Origin of the sequence: Kitasatospora sp. NPDC057904 (assembly GCF_042887925.1) — a bacterium.
In the GTDB taxonomy this organism is placed as follows: Bacteria; Actinomycetota; Actinomycetes; order Streptomycetales; family Streptomycetaceae; genus Kitasatospora.
In genome coordinates, this window is the sequence record NZ_JBHVOL010000013.1 from 73047 (window position 1) to 92610 (window position 19564).

15 protein-coding genes are annotated in these 19564 nt (G+C 75.9%); 6 read left to right on the forward strand and 9 right to left on the reverse strand.

Annotation, left to right across the window (positions count from 1 at the left end; translation table 11 throughout):
• Window positions 1-204 precede the first annotated feature (204 nt).
• Together ACFVSN_RS29400 and tsaA are read left to right on the forward strand one after the other, a co-directional pair.
• Entirely contained in the window at window positions 205-960 is a 756-nt protein-coding gene (locus ACFVSN_RS29400; RefSeq protein WP_387601611.1) for an alpha/beta fold hydrolase, read from the forward strand.
• A 70-nt stretch (window positions 961-1030) separates the two neighbouring features.
• A complete protein-coding gene (gene tsaA / locus ACFVSN_RS29405; RefSeq protein WP_380447158.1) occupies window positions 1031-1447 on the forward strand; it encodes a tRNA (N6-threonylcarbamoyladenosine(37)-N6)-methyltransferase TrmO in 417 nt (138 codons plus the stop codon).
• 11 nt (window positions 1448-1458) lie between these two features.
• On the opposite strand, the gene ACFVSN_RS29410 is transcribed toward tsaA, so the two are convergent.
• The 3 genes from ACFVSN_RS29410 to ACFVSN_RS29420 all read right to left on the reverse strand — a co-directional run bounded on the left by ACFVSN_RS29410 (window position 1459) and on the right by ACFVSN_RS29420 (window position 4828).
• A complete protein-coding gene (locus ACFVSN_RS29410) occupies window positions 1459-2145 on the reverse strand; it encodes a TetR-like C-terminal domain-containing protein (RefSeq protein ID WP_387601614.1) in 687 nt (228 codons plus the stop codon).
• 86 nt (window positions 2146-2231) lie between these two features.
• Window positions 2232-3392, reverse strand: a complete 1161-nt coding sequence (locus ACFVSN_RS29415) for a hypothetical protein (RefSeq protein ID WP_380447162.1) — start codon at window positions 3390-3392, stop codon at window positions 2232-2234.
• Window positions 3389-4828: a hypothetical protein gene (locus tag ACFVSN_RS29420; protein WP_387601617.1), complete on the reverse strand. Its 1440-nt coding sequence runs from the start codon at window positions 4826-4828 to the stop codon at window positions 3389-3391. The genes ACFVSN_RS29415 and ACFVSN_RS29420 overlap by 4 nt, the downstream gene beginning before the upstream one ends.
• Window positions 4829-5088: 260 nt before the next feature.
• On the opposite strand from ACFVSN_RS29420, the gene ACFVSN_RS29425 reads away from it, so the two are divergent.
• Both ACFVSN_RS29425 and ACFVSN_RS29430 read left to right on the forward strand, forming a co-directional pair.
• Complete coding sequence (locus ACFVSN_RS29425) at window positions 5089-6000, forward strand: glutaminase (RefSeq protein ID WP_380491589.1); 912 nt, start codon at window positions 5089-5091, stop codon at window positions 5998-6000.
• 44 nt (window positions 6001-6044) lie between these two features.
• Complete coding sequence (locus ACFVSN_RS29430) at window positions 6045-7280, forward strand: pyridoxal-phosphate dependent enzyme (protein ID WP_387601620.1); 1236 nt, start codon at window positions 6045-6047, stop codon at window positions 7278-7280.
• A 6-nt stretch (window positions 7281-7286) separates the two neighbouring features.
• On the opposite strand, the gene ACFVSN_RS29435 is transcribed toward ACFVSN_RS29430, so the two are convergent.
• The gene (locus ACFVSN_RS29435; protein WP_387601623.1) at window positions 7287-9758 is read right to left on the reverse strand and encodes a helix-turn-helix domain-containing protein; all 2472 of its coding nucleotides are present in this window, start codon (window positions 9756-9758) and stop codon (window positions 7287-7289) included.
• Window positions 9759-9940: 182 nt separating this feature from the next.
• On the opposite strand from ACFVSN_RS29435, the gene ACFVSN_RS29440 reads away from it, so the two are divergent.
• Both ACFVSN_RS29440 and ACFVSN_RS29445 read left to right on the forward strand, forming a co-directional pair.
• Window positions 9941-10168, forward strand: a complete 228-nt coding sequence (locus ACFVSN_RS29440) for a hypothetical protein (RefSeq protein ID WP_387601626.1) — start codon at window positions 9941-9943, stop codon at window positions 10166-10168.
• A complete protein-coding gene (locus ACFVSN_RS29445) occupies window positions 10156-10554 on the forward strand; it encodes a hypothetical protein (protein WP_387601628.1) in 399 nt (132 codons plus the stop codon). Before ACFVSN_RS29440 ends, ACFVSN_RS29445 begins: the two co-directional genes overlap by 13 nt.
• Before the next feature lie 89 nt (window positions 10555-10643).
• Here the strand turns inward: ACFVSN_RS29445 and ACFVSN_RS29450 are convergent, their stop codons facing one another.
• From ACFVSN_RS29450 to ACFVSN_RS29470, 5 genes are all read right to left on the reverse strand, one after another.
• Window positions 10644-11219: a DUF1772 domain-containing protein gene (locus ACFVSN_RS29450; RefSeq protein WP_387601631.1), complete on the reverse strand. Its 576-nt coding sequence runs from the start codon at window positions 11217-11219 to the stop codon at window positions 10644-10646.
• A 137-nt stretch (window positions 11220-11356) separates the two neighbouring features.
• Window positions 11357-12250 carry an NmrA family transcriptional regulator gene (locus ACFVSN_RS29455; RefSeq protein WP_380511396.1) on the reverse strand — a complete coding sequence of 298 codons (894 nt, stop codon included), beginning with the start codon at window positions 12248-12250 and terminating at the stop codon, window positions 11357-11359.
• Between the two features lie 339 nt (window positions 12251-12589).
• Window positions 12590-13243, reverse strand: coding sequence for a LuxR C-terminal-related transcriptional regulator (locus ACFVSN_RS29460; protein WP_380491591.1), 654 nt, complete (start codon window positions 13241-13243; stop codon window positions 12590-12592).
• 390 nt (window positions 13244-13633) lie between these two features.
• Window positions 13634-16582 carry an ATP-binding protein gene (locus tag ACFVSN_RS29465; protein ID WP_387601635.1) on the reverse strand — a complete coding sequence of 983 codons (2949 nt, stop codon included), beginning with the start codon at window positions 16580-16582 and terminating at the stop codon, window positions 13634-13636.
• Between the two features lie 3 nt (window positions 16583-16585).
• Complete coding sequence (locus tag ACFVSN_RS29470) at window positions 16586-19492, reverse strand: LuxR C-terminal-related transcriptional regulator (protein ID WP_387601638.1); 2907 nt, start codon at window positions 19490-19492, stop codon at window positions 16586-16588.
• Between the last annotated feature and the right edge of the window lie 72 nt (window positions 19493-19564).

Consider the following 19564-nt stretch of genomic DNA (forward strand, 5'->3'; position numbering starts at 1 on the left):
GGCCCCGTCGGCCCCGGGCGAGGCCGGCCTCGCAGCCGTCGGGGACGGCCCGGAGCCCGAGGCCGAAGCCGCCGTCGGGGCACAGGCACGGCCCGCGGCGAAGGGGGCGCTCCGGAGGGCCCGGCGGAGCCCAGGAGTACTTCGGCCCGGGCTGGGAAGGTAACGGCCCGCCACCACGCGCCACCCCACCCGACAGGAGTCCGCATGACGATCGCCCACCGCGCCCTCGGCACCGGCGAGCACAAGGTCCTGGTCCTGCACGACTGGTTCGGCACCAGCGCCGCCTGGGGCCCGTTCCTCGACTACCTCGACCCGGAGGCGTTCGGCTACGCCTTCCTCGACTACCGGGGCTACGGCGAACGACTGGATGTGGAGGGCGAGTTCACGCTCGCCGAGATCGCCTCGGACGCACTCGCGCTGGCCGACCGGCTCGGCTGGGACACCTTCTCCGTCGTCGGCCACTCGATGGGCGGCAAGGCCGCGCAGCGCATCCTCGCCGAGGCGCCCGGCCGGGTGCGCAAGCTGGTCGGCGTGACGCCCGTGCCCGCGAGCGCCTACCCGCTGGAGGGCGACGCGTACGACCTCTTCCACGGCGCCGCGCAGAACCCGGCCAACCGGCGGGCGATCCTCGACCTCGTCACCGGGCAGCGGGCCAACCCCCGCTGGCTCGACGCGATGACGGCCCGCTCGGTGGCCGGCTCCCGGCCGGAGGCCTTCGCCGCCTACCTCGCCGACTGGACCACCCAGGACTTCGCGGCCAAGGTCGCGGGCAGCCCGCTGCCGGTCAAGGTGTTCGTCGGCGAGCACGACCTCGCCCTCACCGCCGAGGCGATGCGCGGCACCTGGCTCACCCACTACCCGCAGGCCGAGCTGGAGGTCCTGCCCAACTCCGGCCACTACCCGATGTACGAGATCCCGGTGGCCTTCGCGAGCGCTCTGGAGGCGTTCCTGCGCGCCTGAGCGCCGCGCACGGCATCATCGGAGGGATCGAACGGACCGGGAGCGACAACCACCGAGCGGGGAGCGAGCGATGGCGGACGGGCACTTCGAGGTACGGGCGATCGGCCGGGTGGAATCACCGCTGCTGGACCGCTCCGGCGCGCCCCGGCAGGGCGACGAGGGTGGGCCGGAGGCCTGGCTGGCGTTCGACCCCGCGGTGGAACGCGCCCTCGCCGACCTGGCGGTCGGGCAGGAGGTCCTGCTGCTCACCTGGCTCGACCGGGCGGACCGCGAGGTGCTCGCCGTCCGCCCGCGCGGGGAGCGCTCCCGGCCGGAGACCGGCGTCTTCGCCACCCGCTCCCCCGACCGGCCCAACCCGATCGGCCTCCACCGCGTCACCATCCTCGCCGTCGACGGCCTGCGGATCCGCGTGAGCGGTCTCGAAGCCGTCGACGGCACGCCGGTCCTGGACGTCAAGCCCGTCCTGGCCCGGCGGGACGAACGCTAAGTAGGGCTTGGTCAGAGCGGCACCACGAGTCCGACGCCCTCGGCCGCGACGGCGACGGCGTAGTCGAAGAACGCGGCCTCGTCCCGGACGCTGTCGTGGGTGCGGCTGAACACCTGGAACACCAGCAGGCCGATCAGGCCGCTCCACAGGACGATGCCGCGCTCGACGACGTCGGAGAACGGCTCCCCCGGCGCGCCGCCGAAGAGCTCCAGCGCCTCCGGGCGCAGCAGCGGCGGGCCGGGGACCTTCCGTGCGGGCGGGGTCAGTTCGCCGGCCTCCAGGGCCTCGCGCACGATCGCCGCCAGTACGGCGGGGGTGCGCGACGCGGCCGGGACGGTCTCCTGCGGGGCGTGGTAGCCGGGGACGGGCGAGCCGTAGACGAGGGTGAACTCCTCGGGGTGGGCGAAGGACCAGCCGCGCAGTGCGCGCGTCACGGCGAGGAGCCTCGCGCCCGCGGATTCCCCGGCGTCCCGGGCGGCGCGGTCGGCGTCCTCCATCACGGCGCCGGAGGCGTTGTAGGCGTCGAGGATCAGCGCGGTGAGCAGGTCGTCCCGGTGCGGGTACACCGCCTGGACGTCCGCGAGGGCCGGCCCGGCTGCGGCGACAGCCTCCAGGGTCAGCCCTGCGGCGCCGAGTTCCCCGAGGAGGCGGCGCGCGACGGCCTTGGCAGTGACGGCGTGTGATGCGGAATCAACCATGGCCGCACCCTACCCGGCGGTCATCCGGGGAACGGCGGTCGGGTCACGGACGGGGCGAGGACTCCGGGAGGAGCGCCCTCCAGTCACTAACCGGCCTGCCGGGCCTGCTTGCGGTAGTGGTCGAGGATGTCCTGGCGTAGCAGGTGGCCGAAGCCCGCGCCTTCGAGGCGCAGGGCGAGTTGGGGTGTGGTGAGGCCCAGGGCGGCGGCGGTGTTCGCGAGGTGCCAGTCGTGGGCGGCCAGGCGGGTCAGGAGGTGGCCCCGGCGGACCTGGGCCTCGGAGAGGCGGAAGGTCTTGAGGTAGGCGAGGCGGCCGGTGTCGTCGGTGACGGCCTCGCCGATGTGGTTCTCCTGCTTGGGGCGGAAGTCGGGGAGGAAGCGGGAGAGGGTGAAGCGGGACATCCGGTAGACGGTCTGCGCCCGGTAGTCGGCGTCCAGGAGGCCGTCGGCCATGGTCGTGGTGTGGAAGCGGGACCAGGCGCGCTCCTGCTCGTCGACGGCGGTGCGCAGGTCGGCGAGGGAGCGGACGGAGGTCGTGCTCAGGTCGGCCCGGAAGTCCGGGACGGGAGCGGCGTAGGTGGCGTAGTGGTGGACGAGTTCGCCGTACAGGTCGAGGAGGAGGCTGCGGTGCAGGGCGCGGTAGTCGTCCGGGTGCGGCAGCACGAACGCGGCGGCGAGGGCGTCGGCGACGTACACGGCGACGCCGCACTGGCCGGGGTGGATCTCGAACACCCGCAGGGCGTCGGCGAGTCCGCGCACCTGGTCGCCGCTGTAGGCCTCCTCGGCGCGCGGTGACAGGCCGCGCCGCAGGGCCTGCTGGGACCACTGCTCCCACGCGATGGTGGGCCCGCCGAAGTGCAGGGCCAGGTAGCCCTCCAGGGCGAGGTGCAGGGGCAGGAAGCGCAGCCGGGTGCGGCTCTCGCGCTTGGCCATGCGGCGGGGCGGCTGCAGCCGGAGGCGTTCGGGGGCGGTGTCGCCGCCGGGGCCGGTGAGCTGGGTGCCGTACGCGGCCGCGGGCGTGCCGTCGCGGGTCCAGTCGGCGACGAAGCCGTGGGGGATGTAGGAGGTGTAGGCGGTGCGCCGGCCGACGGCGATGGAGGCGTACTCGCGGTCGTACAGCTCCTGGTGCAGGCGCAGGTCGGCGATCGGCTCGTCGCGCACGAGCGGGACGAGCCGCACGCCGCCCCACACCTGGGCGGGCCGGGTGTCGAGGCCGGCCGGGTCGATCCGGAAGGCGGTGGTCGTCATCGGGCCTCCCCGGCCGCGAGGAAGCGGGCGGTGCACGCCGCGAGGTGGGCGGTGAGTTCGGCGAGGTCGGTGCGGCCCTCCGCGAAGCGCGCGAACTCGACGAGGGCGGGCAGGTCCTCGGCATCGCGCAGTCCGGCGGTGGGGACGGTCGGGGCGAGGCGGCGCACGTCGAAGCCGTCGGCGTCGAAGACGGGGTTGAGGTGGACGATGCCGGTGCGCCGCTCGGGGTCGAGGCGGGTGCGCCAGACGCGCAGGACCTCGGCGGCCAGGCCGGGCGGGGCGTTGTCCCAGCCGTCGGAGACGATCACGAGGCGCTGCGGGGGTTCGGGGGCGGCGTCGAGGGCGTCGAGGATGCGGCGGCCGAGCGGGGTGGGTCCGTGCGGGTGGGCGAGGAGGGCGTCGGTGCGGCCGCTGGTCCAGTGGGCGGTGTAGTCGGCGGCGAGGGCGTCCAGGAGGAAGTGGCAGGCGAGGGCGACGGCCAGCGGGCGGCGGCGCTTGACGCCCGAGCCGTACGCCGAGAAGGAGTCGTCCAGGACGGCCGCGACCCGCCCCCACCTGCCGGCCTGCGCTCCGGCGGCGCGGCGGGCCGCGGTCCGCAGGGCGGCGGTGAGTTCGGCGCGGCGGGCGGTGCGGTCCTCGGCCGGCAGGGCGAGGACGTACGTCGCGAGACGGGTGAGCGGCATGCGGGCGAGGTCGGTGCCGACGGTGGCGCCGCGGCCGCGGGCGGACTCCTGGAGGCGCAGCCGTTCGAGGGCGGTCATGCGGGGGGCGATGCGGTCGAGGAACGCGCCGCGCGGGATGCCGTGGCGGTGGGCGAAGCCCTCGGCGACGGTGTAGGGCAGTTCGTAGAGGGCGCCCTGCTCGTAGTGGGCGCGGCGCCAGGCGTCGAGGAGCGGCGTGCGGTAGGGGGCCCGGGCGGTGGCGGGGGCGAAGAGGAAGGCGCCGACCTCGTCGTGGCCGGGGCGCAGGTGGGTGTGGCGCAGGGCGCGCTTGAGGCCGGCGCGGTACTTGACGGCGTCGAGGGCCTGGTCGGGGCGGGCGGCGAGCCAGTCGCGGAGGATGGCGCGGGTGCGGCGGTTGTTGACCTTGCGGCGGCGCAGTTCGGCGATGAGCCGGTAGACGCGCTGCGGGGGCAGGAGGGCGAGGCGGCGGGCGATGAGCCGGCCTTCGGCGCGGCGCTGCTCGGGGGTGGCGTCGCGGGTGGTCTCCAGCAGGTGGCGGATGATGAGCGCGGCGTTGTGGTCGTTGATGTCGAGGGCGAGCGCGGCGGCGTAGGGCTCGCGGTAGTTGACGCGCACGTACTCGTGGAGGAAGCCGAGCGAGAGCTGCTGCTGGTCGGCGGTGGCGTGGAACTCGCGCTGGCCGGTGGCGGTGATGGCGGCGTTGACGAACAGCAGCACGTCGTCTGCGGCGATCAGGTCGGCGTACGCGTCCATGGCCTTCCGGGCCTTCCGGCGGTGGGGGCGGGGAGGTGCCGGCCGGGGAATGGGGGCGCGAACTGCGAATCATTGCGGTAGAGGCACGTTCCGGAAGTCGCACCGGAGTCCCGCGGCCGGCCCGTCGACGCTACCAGGGCGCGCCGGGGGCCCCGGTGCCGGGGCGGGTCCCCCGGCGGGGACGGCGGGCAGGGATAATCGGGCCCGAAACGCGCGTATGTGGAGGAACAGCGGTGAACGGTGTGCCTGTCGGGGAGAGCCTGGACTATCGGGGGCTGCTGGAGGCGGCGGAGATCGCCGCGCGGGCGACGACGGGTCAGGGGCAGGTCGCGGACTACATCCCGGCGCTGGCGGCGGCCGATCCGGAGGCGTTCGGGATGGCCGTCGCGACGGTGGACGGGGAGCTGTTCGGCGTCGGGGACTGGGAGAGCCCGTTCTCGATCCAGAGCGTCTCGAAGCTGTTCAGCCTGCTGCTGGCCCTGTCGTACGGCGGGGACGGGCTGTGGCGCGGGGTGGGGCGCGAGCCGTCCGGCAACCCGTTCAACTCGCTGGTGCAGCTGGAGACGGAGCACGGGATCCCGCGCAACCCGTTCATCAACGCGGGCGCGCTCGTGGTCACCGACCGGCTGCAGAGCCTGACCGGCGACGCGTCCGGGGCGGTGCGGGAGTTCCTGCGCCGCGAGGCGGGCAACCCGCTGCTGGACACCGACCCGGTGGTGGCGGAGTCGGAGGCCGAGCACGGCCACCGCAACGCCGCGCTGGCGCACTTCATCGCGAGCCACGGCAACCTGGAGAACCCGGTCGAGGACGTCCTGCGCCACTATTACGCGCACTGCGCGATCGCGGCCAGCTGCCGGGACCTCGTGCTCGCGGGGTCCGTCCTGGCCCGGTACGGCGTGCGGGCGGACGGCTCGCGGATGATGTCGCGCAGCGAGGCGAAGCGCGTCAACGCGGTGCTGGTGACGTGCGGGACGTACGACGCGGCGGGCGAGTTCGCGTTCCGGGTCGGCCTGCCGGGCAAGAGCGGCGTGGGCGGGGGCATCCTGGCGATACTGCCGGGGCGGGCGGCGGTCTGCGCGTGGGGCCCCCGGCTGGACCAGGCGGGCAACTCGGTGGCGGCGGTGGCCGCGCTGGACGCGATGACGACGCTGTCGGGCTGCTCGATCTTCTGACGGTTCTTCGGACAGCGCGCCGACGGCCGTCGTAAGGTCGGCCCATGGTCCTTGACGCTTACCCTGCCTCCCTCGCCACCGGTCAGCGCTCCCTGGGCGATCCGGCGGTCGGCTACCCGCTGCTGCCGCCGCTCACGGAGGGCTGTCCGGAGACGAGCACGCCGGAGGTCTCGTACCCGGCCGAGGTCGACTACGCCTACGACAAGGTGGACGTCGAGGCGCTGTTCGGCCCCTCGGCGCGGTACGGGGGGCCGGCCGGGCGGGCGGGGCTGGACCGCTGGGCGCCGCTGCTGCCGCCGCTGCTCGCACCGGGCCTCGGCGAGGGCGGCACGCCGCTGGTGGAGCTGGAGCCGGGGGTGTACGTCAAGGACGAGTCGCGCAACCCCACCTGGAGCCACAAGGACCGGCTGAACCGCTGCACGACGAGCGCCGCGGTGGCCGCCGGAGCGCCCGGGATCGTCGTCGCGTCCTCCGGCAACCACGGCGCCTCCGCGGCCGCGTACGCCGCGCGGGCGGGGCTGCCGTGCGTGGTGTTCACGGGCCCGAGCCTGCCGCCCGCGGTCGACTCGTTCCTCAACGCGTACGGCGCGGTGGTGCTGCCGGTGCCGTGGGAGGCGCGGTGGCCGCTGATGCGGCGGGTCGTCGAGCGGCTGGGCCTGCACCCCGTCAGCAACCTCACCACGACGCACACCGGGCACGCGTACGGGCCCGAGGGGTACAAGACCATCGCGTACGAGATCCACCGGGACCTCGGCGTGCCGGGCGCGGTCTTCGTGCCGACGGGGTACGCCGAGCTGCTGTACGGCGTGTGGAAGGGCTTCGTCGAGCTGGAGCGGCTCGGTGTGACGGACCGGGTGCCGCGGATCTTCGCCTGCGAGCCGGCCGCCGCCGCGCCGCTCGCGCAGGCCGTGCGTGAGGGCCTGCCGGTGGCGCACGCCGACCGGAGGCCGACGGACGCGTACTCGATCGTCAGCACGGTCAGCGGCTACCGCGGGGTGCTCGCGGTGCGCGGCAGCGGCGGGCGGGCACTCGCCCTGGAGGACGCCCGACTGGCCGCCGCCCAGCGGGAGCTGGCCCGCGCCGGGCTGTGGACGGAACTGTCCTCCGCCGCCGGTCTGGCCGGGCTGCGCGCCGTGGGGGACGTCGAGGGCCCGGTGGTCTGCGTGTCGACGTCCAGCGGCTTCAAGGACCTCGGCGTCGGATCCCGGCCGACCGCGCTCGTCGCGCCCGAGTGGGGCGAGGTGGAGCGCAGGCTCGCGGCGGCCGGGATCCGCGGCTGACCGGCGTTACGAGGTCGCGGACGGCAGGCGGGCCGCCTCGGGGAAGGTGGCCTGCCGGTAGTGGGCGTGCTCCCGGCGGAACGTGTGGCCGAGGTGGTACTGCAGCCGCAGGTGGCGGAACTGGTAGACGGCGCCGCTCTGGCGCAGCACGCCGCGCCGGTAGGCGTCGTCCAGGAAGGCCGCGACGTTCCACGGCAGGCGTCCGGTCAGCGGGAGCCAGACGCGGGTCAGGATGATCCACTGCCCCCAGGCGGTGAAGCCGAGCGCGTAGGCGAGGGTGCCGCCGATGCCGCCGATCGCCCCGATGTAGAGCCCGTCCGCGAGCGGCCAGTTCAGCACGCCGAGCGGGCCGCTCAGCGCGACCACGATCACCCGCCCGCCGAGCGCGATCGCGAGCGTGAACGCCGGGACGAGGACCAGCACCTGCCGGCTGACGGTGGTCCGGTTCGAGGACAGCAGGGCGACCGGGGTGGCCGCCGAGGCGGTGTCCAGCGGCGCTTCGAGCATGCTCGTGAGCCCGAAGACCGTGCCGGCCGCCGAGCCGAAGATCAGCCCGTAGACCAGCATGTTGATGAGCATGCCCACGAACACGTCGTGGTCGATCAGCGGGGCGCCGAAGTACAGCGTGCGCTGGAGCATCTGGGCGGGCGCGACGCCGAGGCCGAGCACCGTGCCGCCGAACATGATGGCCGCGAACCGGCCGGTGAACACCCGGACCGTGCGCGGCCCGCCGCCGTGGTGGCGGGCGAACAGCCGCAGCCGGACGTACGTCGGTTCCAGGGCGAGGCCGCCGAAGACCGTCATGATCGCGTAGACCGCCCCCACGGCGAGGCCGGCGATCGGCCCGACGAGGGTGCCCTCCAGGAGGAACCGCTCCCACCTGACCTGCGGGTTGCTCCGGTAGAACACGACGACGACCACGCCGACCAGCCACTCCGCCACGGTGACGGACAGCGCGGCGGCCAGGGCGGTCGCCAGGATCCGGAGCGGGCGGCGCACCGAGCCGCCGATCTGCCACCACGCCAGGTCGGGCCGGTCGTGGCGAACGAGGTGGTCGGCGAGGTAGCCGAGCCAGCGCTCGGCGCGCTGCACGTCCCACGTGCGCGGCGGGCGCCCGGCGACGGGTTCGCGTTCGGGGGCCCGGCGGCGGTACAGGGCGGGGACGAAGCCGGCGAGGAGGTGCTCCTCCAGGGCGTGCTCGGTGGGGAAGCGCTCGCCGTCGAGGAGTTCGGCGGGTCTGCGGTCGGGGGCGTCGCTGTACATCGTCCGGGCCAGGATGACCATCAGCGGGGTGCTCAGGACGCGGGCGAGGCGCACGCCGCCGTCCGTGCGGCCGGTGCGCAGCTCCGCGAGGACGGCGTCCCAGAGGGGCTCGGGCCCGCCGGGGCCCGCGGTCACCGGGCGGGCCGTGCGGGGCAGGTAGTCGGTGAGGTCCGCGGGGGTGAGGTCGGTGAGCTCGATCCCGGCGGCCCACACGAGGGGCGTGCTCGCCGCCTCGACCGCCTCCGCGAACTCGGCGCGGCGGCTGGTGAGGACGAGCGGCTGGGAGGTGTCGTTGAGCGCGTCGAGGGCGTCGCGGCGCAGGCCCTCGGCGATCTCGTCGAAGCCGTCGAGGACGGGCAGGACGAGGTCGGCGTCGATCAGCGCCGCGGCGAGCGTGCCGCCGCCGGGGCCCCGGCCGACGAGGTGCGGGTGGTCGCGCAGGAGCAGGTCGATCTGCCAGTCGCGCAGCGTGGTGGTGGTCGGGTCCCAGGAGCCGAGGCTGAAGACCACCGGCACGCGGGACGGGACGGCCCGGTCCCGCAGCCGGTCCAGGACGAAGCGGATCGTCAGGATCGACTTGCCGGAGCCGGCCCGGCCGAGGACCACGAGCCGGCCCGAGGGGATCTGCCCGTAGACCTCGGCCACCGAGCGGAGGTCGCCGTCGAGGTCCAGGCGGGCCGCCCGCTCGCCGGGCGCGAGGCGCTGGACGTTCTCCGGGCTGTCCATCAGGTCCTCGGGCGCGGGCCGCCAGCGCACCGGCAACGGGAACGGGTCGTGGACACGGCGCTGCTCCTCCTCGCGGCGCCAGCGGCGGCGGACCTCGCGGGCGAGCTCGTCGACGGCGTCGGCGAGGGCGGCGGGGACCGGGCGCGCGGGGGGCGCCGGGGGCGCCGGGGGTGCGGGCGGTGGCGGGGCTTCCGGCGGTGTCTCGGGGCCGGGACCGGGACCGGGGCCGGGGCCGGGACCGGGGCCGGGGCCGGGACCGGGGCCGGGGCCCTCGGTGATGATCGCCGCCAGCCGCTGCCGGTCCTCGGGCGAGGCGTCCAGCGCGTCCGCGATCAGGAGGACCGTCCCGAGCCGGTGGTCGGTGGAGCCGCCGCGCTCCAGCCGGCGGATCGTTCGTACGCTCACCTCGGCCTTCTCCGCGAGCTGCTCCTGCGTCAGCCCCGCCTCCTTCCGCAGTCGCCGCAACAGCGTGCCGAGTTCGTCCGTCACTCCGGCAAACCCCCATGGTCTTGCATGCTCATGTCCATCCGTGAGCCTACCGTGACGGCCGGTCACATATGGCCGGTGCCTTGTCCTGTCCCCCGACCTGCGCGGACGCCACGCTCGAAGGGTCCGCGCACAGAACGGCGACGGACGACGACCACGGCGAACGACACCTCGGAGGAAACGACATGGCGTACCGCTACTGGTGCGGCGAGTGCGGCTACCGCACGCCCTGGCTCCCGGAGTCACGGGCCGAGGAGCTGCAGATCGACCACTACGCGAGACGGCACCCGGGCGTGCCGCCCGGCGGCACCGTGGAGGCCGACCGCAAGAACCCGCAGGGCGCGTCGGGCTGCGCGGCCGCCCTCGGCGTCCTGGTCCTGCTCCTCGTGCTGGCCGCGTCGTGCCGCCGCTGAGCGCGGGCCGCGCCGAGGTGTCGGTCTCGGATCCGGGCGAGCTGCGCCCGTTGCGCAAGCACCTGCGCAGGGTCCCGGGGCTGGAGGTCGAGGAGACCGGCACGGCCGGGGAGACCGGCGCCGGCGCGGACCGGCCCGCCGACGCGCTCCGGGTGCTGGCCGTCGGCCGCGGCGCCCTCGGACGGGCGGTGCGGACGCTGCCCGCCTTCCTCCGCACCCGCCGCGGCGCCGTCACCGTCACCGTCCGGGCCCGGGACTGGACGGTCACCCTGCACCCCGACGACCCCACCGCCGACGACCCCACCACCGCCGGGCCCACCACCGCCGGGCCCACCGTCACGGAACTGGCCGCCGCCCTGCGCGCCCTGAGGGACGCGCGGGCGTGAACGCGGCAGTACCCGCCCGGTACGTGCGACCCGGGCGGGCAGTGACGTCAGGCGGTGACGTCAGACGGTGGGGAGCCGGTGGGGGCCGCTCAGCGGGAGCCGCGCCCGTGGAGGACGAGCGCCCGGGTGAGGGCGGCCAGGCCCGCCGTGCACAGCAGGGTGCGGAGCATGTTCGTGGCCACCCAGGTGCCCTCGAACTTCTCCCGCACGCCGTGGAAGTCGGTGATCGCGGACGGGTCGCCGGCGGCCGCCAGCTGGTTGTTGAGCGGGATGTTGACACCCATCGTGACCATCAGCGCGGCCACGTACAGGACGGTCGCGGCGGCCGCCCAGAACGCGGCGCTGCGCCGGCCGGCCCGGTGCTGGAGGTAGGCGGCGACGCCCGTCGCCACGAAGGCCCCGACGAAGACCAGGCCGAACAGCCCGTTCTCGATCGCCTTGTTGATGTTCTGCATCGCCGTCACGTAGGTGCGGTCGTCGCCCTTCGCGAGGCCCGGCATCACCGAGACGTCGAAGGCGAAGAACAGGCCCGCCATCAGGCCCATCGCGATGGTCGCCGCCACCAGCACGGGCCCGGCGGCCTTGCCCCGGGCGGCGACGGGGGCGGCGGGGGCGCCGTAGGCGGCGTGGAAGGTGGAGGGTGGTGCGGTCTGGTCGGAGCGCATCAGGGGCTTCCTTCGGGTTCACCCGGTCCCCGCGGGCGCGGGGACTCTCACGGGCGGTGCTACGGAAAGCAGTTCGAGGGGCGGCGGGAGGAGCGGCGGGCCGCCGGCACTCCGGTACGCGGGCTCGGGGCTCCCATTCAGACCTCCCACACGCCGGCCGCCGCCGCCTCGCGGGCGAAGTCGGCGAAGTCCCTCGGCTCCCGGCCCAGCGCCCGGCGCACCCCGTCCGCGGTGTGGGCGTTGCGGCCGTCCAGGATCATCGAGAACAGCTCCGCGAAGTCCCCCGGCAGGCCCTCCCGCGCCAGGACCGCCCGGTACTCCTCGACCGACACCGGCACGAACCGCACCTCCCGGCCCGTCGCCCGCGACAACTCCGCCGCCACGTCCGCGTACGAGAGCAGCCGGGGGCCCGTCAGCTCGTACACCTCGCCGTCGTGCCCGTCCTCGGTGAGCGCCGCGACCACCACGTCCGCGATGTCGTCCGCGTCCACGAACGGCTCGACCGCGTCGCCCACCGGCAGCGCCAGCTCACCGGCGCGCACCGGGTCGAGGAAGAAGCTCTCGCTGAAGTTCTGGTCGAACCACGCGCAGCGCACCACCGTCCAACGGGCGCCGGCCTCCATCACGGCCTTCTCCCCTGCCTCGGCCGCCTCCTCGCCGCGGCCCGACAGGAGCACCAGCTTCGCCACGCCCCGGCGGGCCGCAAGCCGGGCGAAGGCGCCCACCGACTCGACCGCGCCCGGGAAGGCGAGGTCCGGGTAGTAGGTGAGGTAGGCCGCGCCGACGCCCTCCAGCGCCGCTTCCCACGTCGTCTCGTCGTTCCAGTCGAACGGCACGTCGGCGGCGCGCGAGCCGATCCGGACGGTCCGGCCGCGGGCGGCCAGCCGGTCCGCGACGCGCCGGCCGGTCTTCCCGGTGCCGCCGACCACCAGGACCGTCGAGCGGTCGTCCTGGGCGGCCCGGGCGGTCTGCGCGCCCTCGGCGGTCTGGATGCTGTTGCGGTTGCCTGCGTTCTGCGAGTTCGTCGTCATGGCACCCAGTCAAATCCACTCCGGGACGACGAACCATGGCCACCAGGCTCAGGTGCATGTCCACGCGTCTAGACCCGTCTCCGGGGCCCGCACTCCGGGCTCCCGGGGCCCGTACCCGATCAGAACACGGTGCGTAGCGGCGCGACTACTACTCTCCACCCGGCTTCGAGCGGGCCTTGAGCGGCCGTCGAGGCGCGCGGTGACAGGACGGCAGGACGGGAGGACGGGAGGACGGCAGGACGGGAGGACGGCAGGACGGGAGGGCACGCGAACGGCGGGGCGCGGCCGGCGCTGCCCGGCTGCGCCCCGCCGTTGACGGGGGGTGCTCCTGCGGTGCCGCTACTTCACGAAGCTCTCCACGACCTTCGGCGGCCAGACACCGACCTTGAGGGCGCCCATCGAGTAGGCGCGCGAGACGAGCGCCGCGCGGTTCGGCACGCGCAACTTCCGCAGCAGGCAGGTGACGTGGTACTCGACGCCCTGGCGGCTGAGGTAGAGCCGGGCGGCGAGCGGGACGGTGGAGACGCCGGCCGCGATGCCCTCCAGGATCCGGGCGTCGATCTCGCTGAGCAGCTTCTTGCGGCCGGCGACGACCTCGGACTCGGCCGCCTCGCCGTCGCGGTTGGGCATCATCACCATGATCGACGACTCGTCGGGCAGGCCGCCGCGGACCATGACGGCGGTGAGCGGGACGGTGAACGTCTCCTCGTCCGGGCCTATCGCTATGACGTCGGTGGCGAAGCGGTCCCGGCGGCCCTCGATGAGTCCGGAGAACTGGCGCAGCAGCGGCTGCTGGACGCTCGGGTGGACGAGCTCGCTGAACGTCCGGCCGCAGAGCTCGGACGAGGAGCGTCCGAACTGCCAGAAGAAGGCCTCGTTGGCCTGCCGGATGGTGAGGGTGCGGTCGAGCTGGGCCATGTTGAGGCCGGCCTGATCGGTGACGGTGCGGGTTTGCGGCGCCGCGTCGTGACCTGGCTCTCGATCGCACACGATGGTCCGAGCGGTATCGGCCAGGGCGGAAGAGGAGATGACCACGGCAGTCGGATCCCTTCGGGGCGCGTGTGCGGTGCTGATTTCCGCGGGAAATCCCGGCCATTTCTTTCGGGCCGGGTCGGCTCGAACGGCCTGATTCGCGGTGAACTCTGCTTCGACTCTAGGGACCGCCGATCCGGCAGGTCAACGGCGCCCGGGCTGGTCCGGTCCAATTCTGTGGGCGTACGGCCGGTGGTTCGGTGTGGGGTCGGGGGGTTCGGCCGGTCGTTCGGTACGGTGCACATCCTTGCAGGTCAGGGCAGGTTCGGTAGGGTTCGGTCACGGTTCGGCGAGCATGAGTTCGATTCCGTGGCGGCAGGTCGGACGGGTTTTCCGGCGCGGTCGCCGGGATCAAACACGAACAACGGGTTCGGCCTCGCACAGAACCGTCACAAGTTCCCGGCGGCCGGAAATACCGAGCTTGCGATAGGAATTCGTCAAATGTTTCTCCACGGCCCGCGCGCTCACCCGCAATTCGGCCGCGATCTCCTGGTTCGTCAGACCGTGCCCGACGAGGTCCGCGACCCGGCGCTCGGACGGCGTCAGCACGACGTCCACCGGCACCCCGGCCTCCCGGCCCGGCGCGGTTCCGGCCCACTCCTCGGACCAGCCGGCGCCGCACGCGGCGGCCAGCCGGGCGGCCTCCCTGCGCACCGCCGCCGCCTCGGCCCCGCCGCCGAGCCGCCGGCCCAGATCGCGCAGCGCGCGGGCGCGTTCGAGCTCGTCGGCCGAGCGCCGCAGCACCTCGACCGACTCCCGCAACAGGTCGACGGCCCGCGCGCCGCCGGCCAGGGCGGCCTGGAGCCGCAGCGCGCGGCCCAGCGCCGCCGGGGCTCCCCACGCCTCCGCGCGGGCCAGCTCCTCGGTGATCAGCGCGCGGGCGGCGAAGGCGTCGCCGAGCTGGCGGGCCAGGCCGACCGCCCACGGGCGCCACGGGAAGAGCACCGGGTTGCGCCAGCCGGCGGACTCCAGTTCGCGGCCGCAGGCGAGGACGGTGTCCAGGGCGGCGGAAGGGTCGCCGCGGTGCGCCTGCTGACGGGCGCGCAGCAGTCCGAGCATCGCCGCGGGGGCCGCGCCCGTGGGCCAGCGCCGGTCCGCGTCGGCCAGGACCTTGGCGCCGAGCGGCAGGTCACGGGCTGCGAGCGCGACCGCGGCGAGGGCCGCCGTGGCGAGGCCGTCGCCCTCGGGCCCGCCGGCCTCGGCGCGCAGGCGGGCGCGTTCGGCCTGCTCCCGCGCAAGACCGAGCCGGCCGCGGGCCAGGTGGACGAGGGCCTGCTCGGCGTGGCCCGGCGCGGAGTCATCGGCCGGGCCGCCCGGGTGCCGCCCCCGTTCGCCCGCCGAGAGCCAGGACTCCAGCGCCCCCGGGGCGTCCGCGCCGACCAGCGTGGTCACCAGCAGCGGCACGACGGAGTGCGGGCTGCGGACGGTGGCCGGCTCCCGTTCGAGGATCCGCTCGGCCAGCCCGGCCAGTTCGGCGGCCGGGCGGCCAGCGCCGAGCGTGGCCGCGTGCAGCAGGACGGCCAGCAGCTCGCGCTCGCCGCGCGAGCACACCGCCGGTTCCATGACGCCGAGCCGGCCGATGGAGTCGGCGAGCCGGGCGGGGTCGCGGCAGTCCGCGTGGCGCAGCCGGGCCTCCAGGCGCAGCGCGGCCTCGCGGGCGGCGCCGTCGAGGGTGTCCGGGTCGCCGAGTTCGCACGCGACCCGGCGCAGCAGGGCGGCGGAGGTCGGGCTCGCGGCGCGCAGGAAGTTGGCCGGCAGTTGGAGCGCGGCGGCGGCACGCTCGCGGGCGGTGGCGAGCAGCGGGATCGCCTGGGCGATGTGCCGCTCGCACGCCGCCCGGTCGAACGACCGCTCGGCGACGGCCAGTTCGACCAGCAGGCGGGCGCGCTCGGGATCGCCGTCGGGGACGTCCAGCAGGGCGCGGCGCAGGTAGCGGGCGGCCGGCGCGGGTTCGCCGCGGCGCAGCGCGGTGTCGGCGGCGCCGCGCAGGACGGCGCCCGACCACGGGTGCCGGGAGGCCGCGACGGCCATCAGCTGGGCCGCGACCTCCTCGGCCGGGCGCCCCGCGTCGTACAGCACGGCGGCGGCGCCCTCGTGGCGGCGCTGGCGCTCGCCGGCACTCATCGAGGCCTCGACGGCGTCCCGGACGACGGGGTGGACGAAGGCGGCACGGTGCGGGTCGGGCAGCAGGCCGAGGTGGTGCAGGGCGTGCAGGGCGGCGGCGCAGCCGACGGGGTCCAGGCCGGCGAGGCGCCCGGCGGGCGCGGTGTCGCCCGGCTCGCCGAGGGTGGCGATCGCGGCGGCGAGGTCGCGCACGGGCGCGCTCTGGGTGCGCAGGCACGTCACGATCCGGTCGCGCAGGCGCCCGGGGCGCAGGGTGCGGGCGGTCTCGGCATGGGCGGCGGTCGGGCGGGCCGCGGTGGCGGCGATGACGTCGAGCAGGGAGACCAGGAAGAGCGGGTTGCCGACGGCGGCCCGGTGGCAGGCGTCGGCGAACTCGGCGTCGATGCCGGAGGATTCCGATCTGCCGGGGTCCGCGGTCTCCGGATCGGCGGTCTGCGGACGCGCGGCCTGCGGGTGGCCCGGGTCGGTGAAGCGGTCGCGGATCAGGGACCGGGTGGCGGTGGGCGACAGCGCCGTCAGTCGCAGCTCGCGGGCGGTGTCGGCGACCTCGCGGACCAGCGGGTGCCACGAGCCCTGGTCGCCGTCGCGCAGTGTGCACACCACGACCACGCGCAGGCCGTCGAGGCGGGCGGTGAGGTGGGCGAGCCAGCGCAGCGACGGGCCGTCGGCCCACTGGAGGTCGTCGACGAGCAGCAACAGGGGTGCGTCGGCGCTCAGTTCGGCGAGCAGGCGGCGCAGGTCGGCGAGGACGGCGCCGGTCGGCTCGGCGTCGGCGGGATCCGTCGCGGTGTCCGTCGCGTCCGGGGTGTCCGGGGTGGCCGGGGTGGCCGGCATGTCCGAGATGTCCAGGATGTCCGGGACGAAGTCGCCGAGGACGGCACGCGCCGCTCCGGCGCGCGCGAGCCACCGCTCCCGGGTGTCGGCGGGCAGGACGGTGAGGAGGCTGTCGAACAACTGGCGCACGACACCGAACGCGAAGTCCTGCTCCATCGGGGCGGCGTCGGCCCGCAGGACCCGCACGCGCAGACCGTCGGCCAGCCCGGGCAGGGCGCGCAGTAAGGCCGAGCGTCCGATGCCGAACGGACCGGTGAGCAGCAGGTGCGACGAGCGGCCCCCGTCGGCGTCGCACAGGGCCCGGCGTACCGCGGCGAGTTCGGTGTCCCGGTCGTGGAGCATCGTTCAGTGTCCTTCCATGGCACGGACCAGCGCCCGCAGTTCGGGGCGGCCGTGGATGCCGAGCTTGAGGTAGGCCCGTTTGAGCCGGAGTTCGACGGCGCGGCTGGAGACGGCCAGCAGCGCGGCGATGTCCCGGTTGCTGCGGCCCCGGCCCGCCAGTTCGGCGGTGTGCCGCTCGGTGGGCGTGAGGCTCTCCCAGCGCGGGTCCGCGGGGTGGACGACGCGGTGGTCCAGGGTCCCGGCCAGGTCGCGGGCGCGAGCGGCCATCGGGCCGGCCGGATGCCGGGCCGTCAGCACGCACAGCTCGGCGAGGGAGCGCTCGGCGGCGTGCCGGTCGCCGCCCTCGGCGAGCTCGACGGCGGCGAGTTCGGCGAGCGCCCGCACGTAGCCGGGGCCGGCCGGGCCGCTGCGCAGCGCGTCCGTGGCGGCCGAGCGGATCCCGGCGAGCCGGCCGGGCCGGTCCGCCACCCGGTGGGCGCTGAGCTCGGCCCAGCCGATCGCGATCGGCGCGCCCCAGCGGCGGGCGAGCCGCAGCTCCTGCTCGCTCAGGCGGACGGCCTCGTCCGGATCGCCCAGGGCGTGGTGGGCCAGCGCCGCGACCGAACGCCACGGGAGTAGCGCCGGGTTGAGCCGGTGCCGGCTGAGCAGACGCCGGCCGCACTCCCGCAGGAGCTCGGCCGCCTCCGCCGGGCGGCCCGAACCGAGCGCGACGGTGGCCCGTGCGAACAGCAGGTGCGCCCAGTGCTCGCTCGCCTCGGCGCCCGCGGGCAGCGGGGCCACGGCCCGTTCGCGGGCACGCTCGCAACGGCCGCTCTCAAGGTCGACGAGGATCCCGACGGCACGCAGGTACGGCGCGACGGCGTCGGGCCGGCCGAGCAGGCGCAGCGCCCGCTCGCCCTCGGCGACGTCACGGTCCGCGGGCTCCAACCGGCCACGCCGCAGGTTGAGTTCGGCGCGCAGCGCGAGCACGTGCGGGGCGGCCAGCCGCAGCCGGTTCCCGGACAGGCCGCGCAGCAGACGGTCCAGACCCGCCTGCGCCTCGTCGTTGGCATCGGCGAGGCACAGCGTCCGGCAGGCGGCGAGCCACGGCTGGACGAGCGGACCGTCGAAGGCGTCGTCCCCCGGGGAGCCGGCCGCGGCGAGGGCCGTCCGGGCCAGCGCACCGGCCAGGTCGAGCCGACGGCCGCCGACGGCGAGCTGCCAGGCCCGGACCGCCGCCTGCGCGGGGACCGTCGGGCACGGCGGCAGCTGCGGCAACTCGGGCAGCGGCAGGGCGGACTCGCCGTCATCGGCCGGGTCGGCGCACCAGAAGAGCGCGAGCAGCTCGTCGTGGTACGGCTCCTCCGGCCGGGGCAGCGTCTCGGCGACGGCCCGCCGCACGACGGTGACCGCACCCCCGGTGAGCCCGAGGTCGGCGGCGCGGACGCGCAGGGCGGAGGCGGGGGCGGTCGGGGTGGTGAGCGCCGAATGCGGGTTCGCCTCGGCGGCAGCCGCGTACGAACCCGCGGCGGCATCGGCGGCAGCCGCGTACGAACCCGCGGCCGAGCCGGCGGTGGCGGGGCGGCGGAGGATCGCGTCGAGGGTGTGGTCGCCGGCTTCCGGTTCGGCGATCAGGTGGGTGGCGGCCAGTTCGAGGGTGAGGCGGGCGTGTTCGGCGGGTGCGGGGCGTTCGGCGAGGGCGCGGCCGAGCAGGGCGGCGGCGTGCCGCTGGTTCTGCCGCTGGGCGGCGGCCTCGGCGGCGGTCTGCAGGGCCCGGACGGCCCAGGGGCGGCCGGCGGGGGCCGCGCCGAGCAGCAGGGCGGCCACCGCGAGGTCGTCGGCGGCGGCCCGGTGGGCCAGTTCCGCGGCCCGGGTGTGCAGGTCGGCGCGCTCGGCCGCGGTGGCGGCGGCCAGGACGCGGGAGCGCAGCGCCGGGACGAGCAGCGGTTCGACGCCGGGGCCGGCGATGACGCCGGGCAGTTCGGCGAGGACGGCGCGCAGCCGGGCCTCGTTCAGGGTGTCGAGGCCCGCGAGGAGGCAGGTGAGCGGGAAGTCGAGCAGGTCACCGCACACGGCCAGCGCCCGCACCACGGCCACTACCTCGTCGCTGTGCCCGCGAAGCGCCCGCATCAGGTGGTCGCCGGTCACGGTGCCGCCGAGGGCGGCGAGTTCGGGCACGCGGGCGAGGACGGGACGGTGGCCGTCGCCGGCGAACCGCCGCAGGATGTCGTCGAGGACCTCGGGGTGTCCGGCGGAGATCCGGCCCGCCGCCGTGGCGAACCCCTCCTCCCCCGGGCCGCCGCAGGCCCGCAGCACGGCGCCCGCGACGTCGGTGCCGTCCAGGGGCCCGAGGGCGAGCCGGTGGACGGCGGCCGCGCCGGAGGTCCCGGCCAGCAGGTCGTACCAGTCGGGGTCGGGCGTTCCGAGGCGGCTGCCGCCGCACAGCAGCACGAGCGGGACGCCGGCCCAGCGCCGGGAGAGCGCACCCAGCCAGTGCAGGGACCGCGCGTCGAGCCACTGGGCGTCTTCCAGTGCGAGGACGGCCGGCCGGCTCCTGGCGGCGCGCAGTAACTCGGCGAGGCCGGAGAGGGGACGGTCGAGGCGGTGGTCGAGCGGCCCGTCGAGGGAGCCGAGCCACTGGGCGACGGCCCCGAGGGCCGGCCCCGACTCGGCATGGGCGGCGCGGGCCCGCAGGACCCGCAGCCCGGCCCGCTCGGCTCGGGTGGCGCCCCACCTGACCAGCGCGTTCTGTCCGTAGCCGAGCGCACCGGTGACGGCCACGACGACCGGGCGGGCGCCGGCAGTGGCGGGGGCGACGGCAGTGGCCGAGGCAGCGGCAGTGGCCGGGGCGAAGGCACCGTCGAGGACGGAGGCGAGTGTGGCACGCTCGCGCTGCCGCGCGCGTGGCGGGCTCGCGTCCGGCGGAACCATGGGCGCTGATCGGGCACCGGGGTGCGCCGGGTCGAGCGCGCGCTGCCCTCCCGGCGCCGGGAGAGCGGCCCC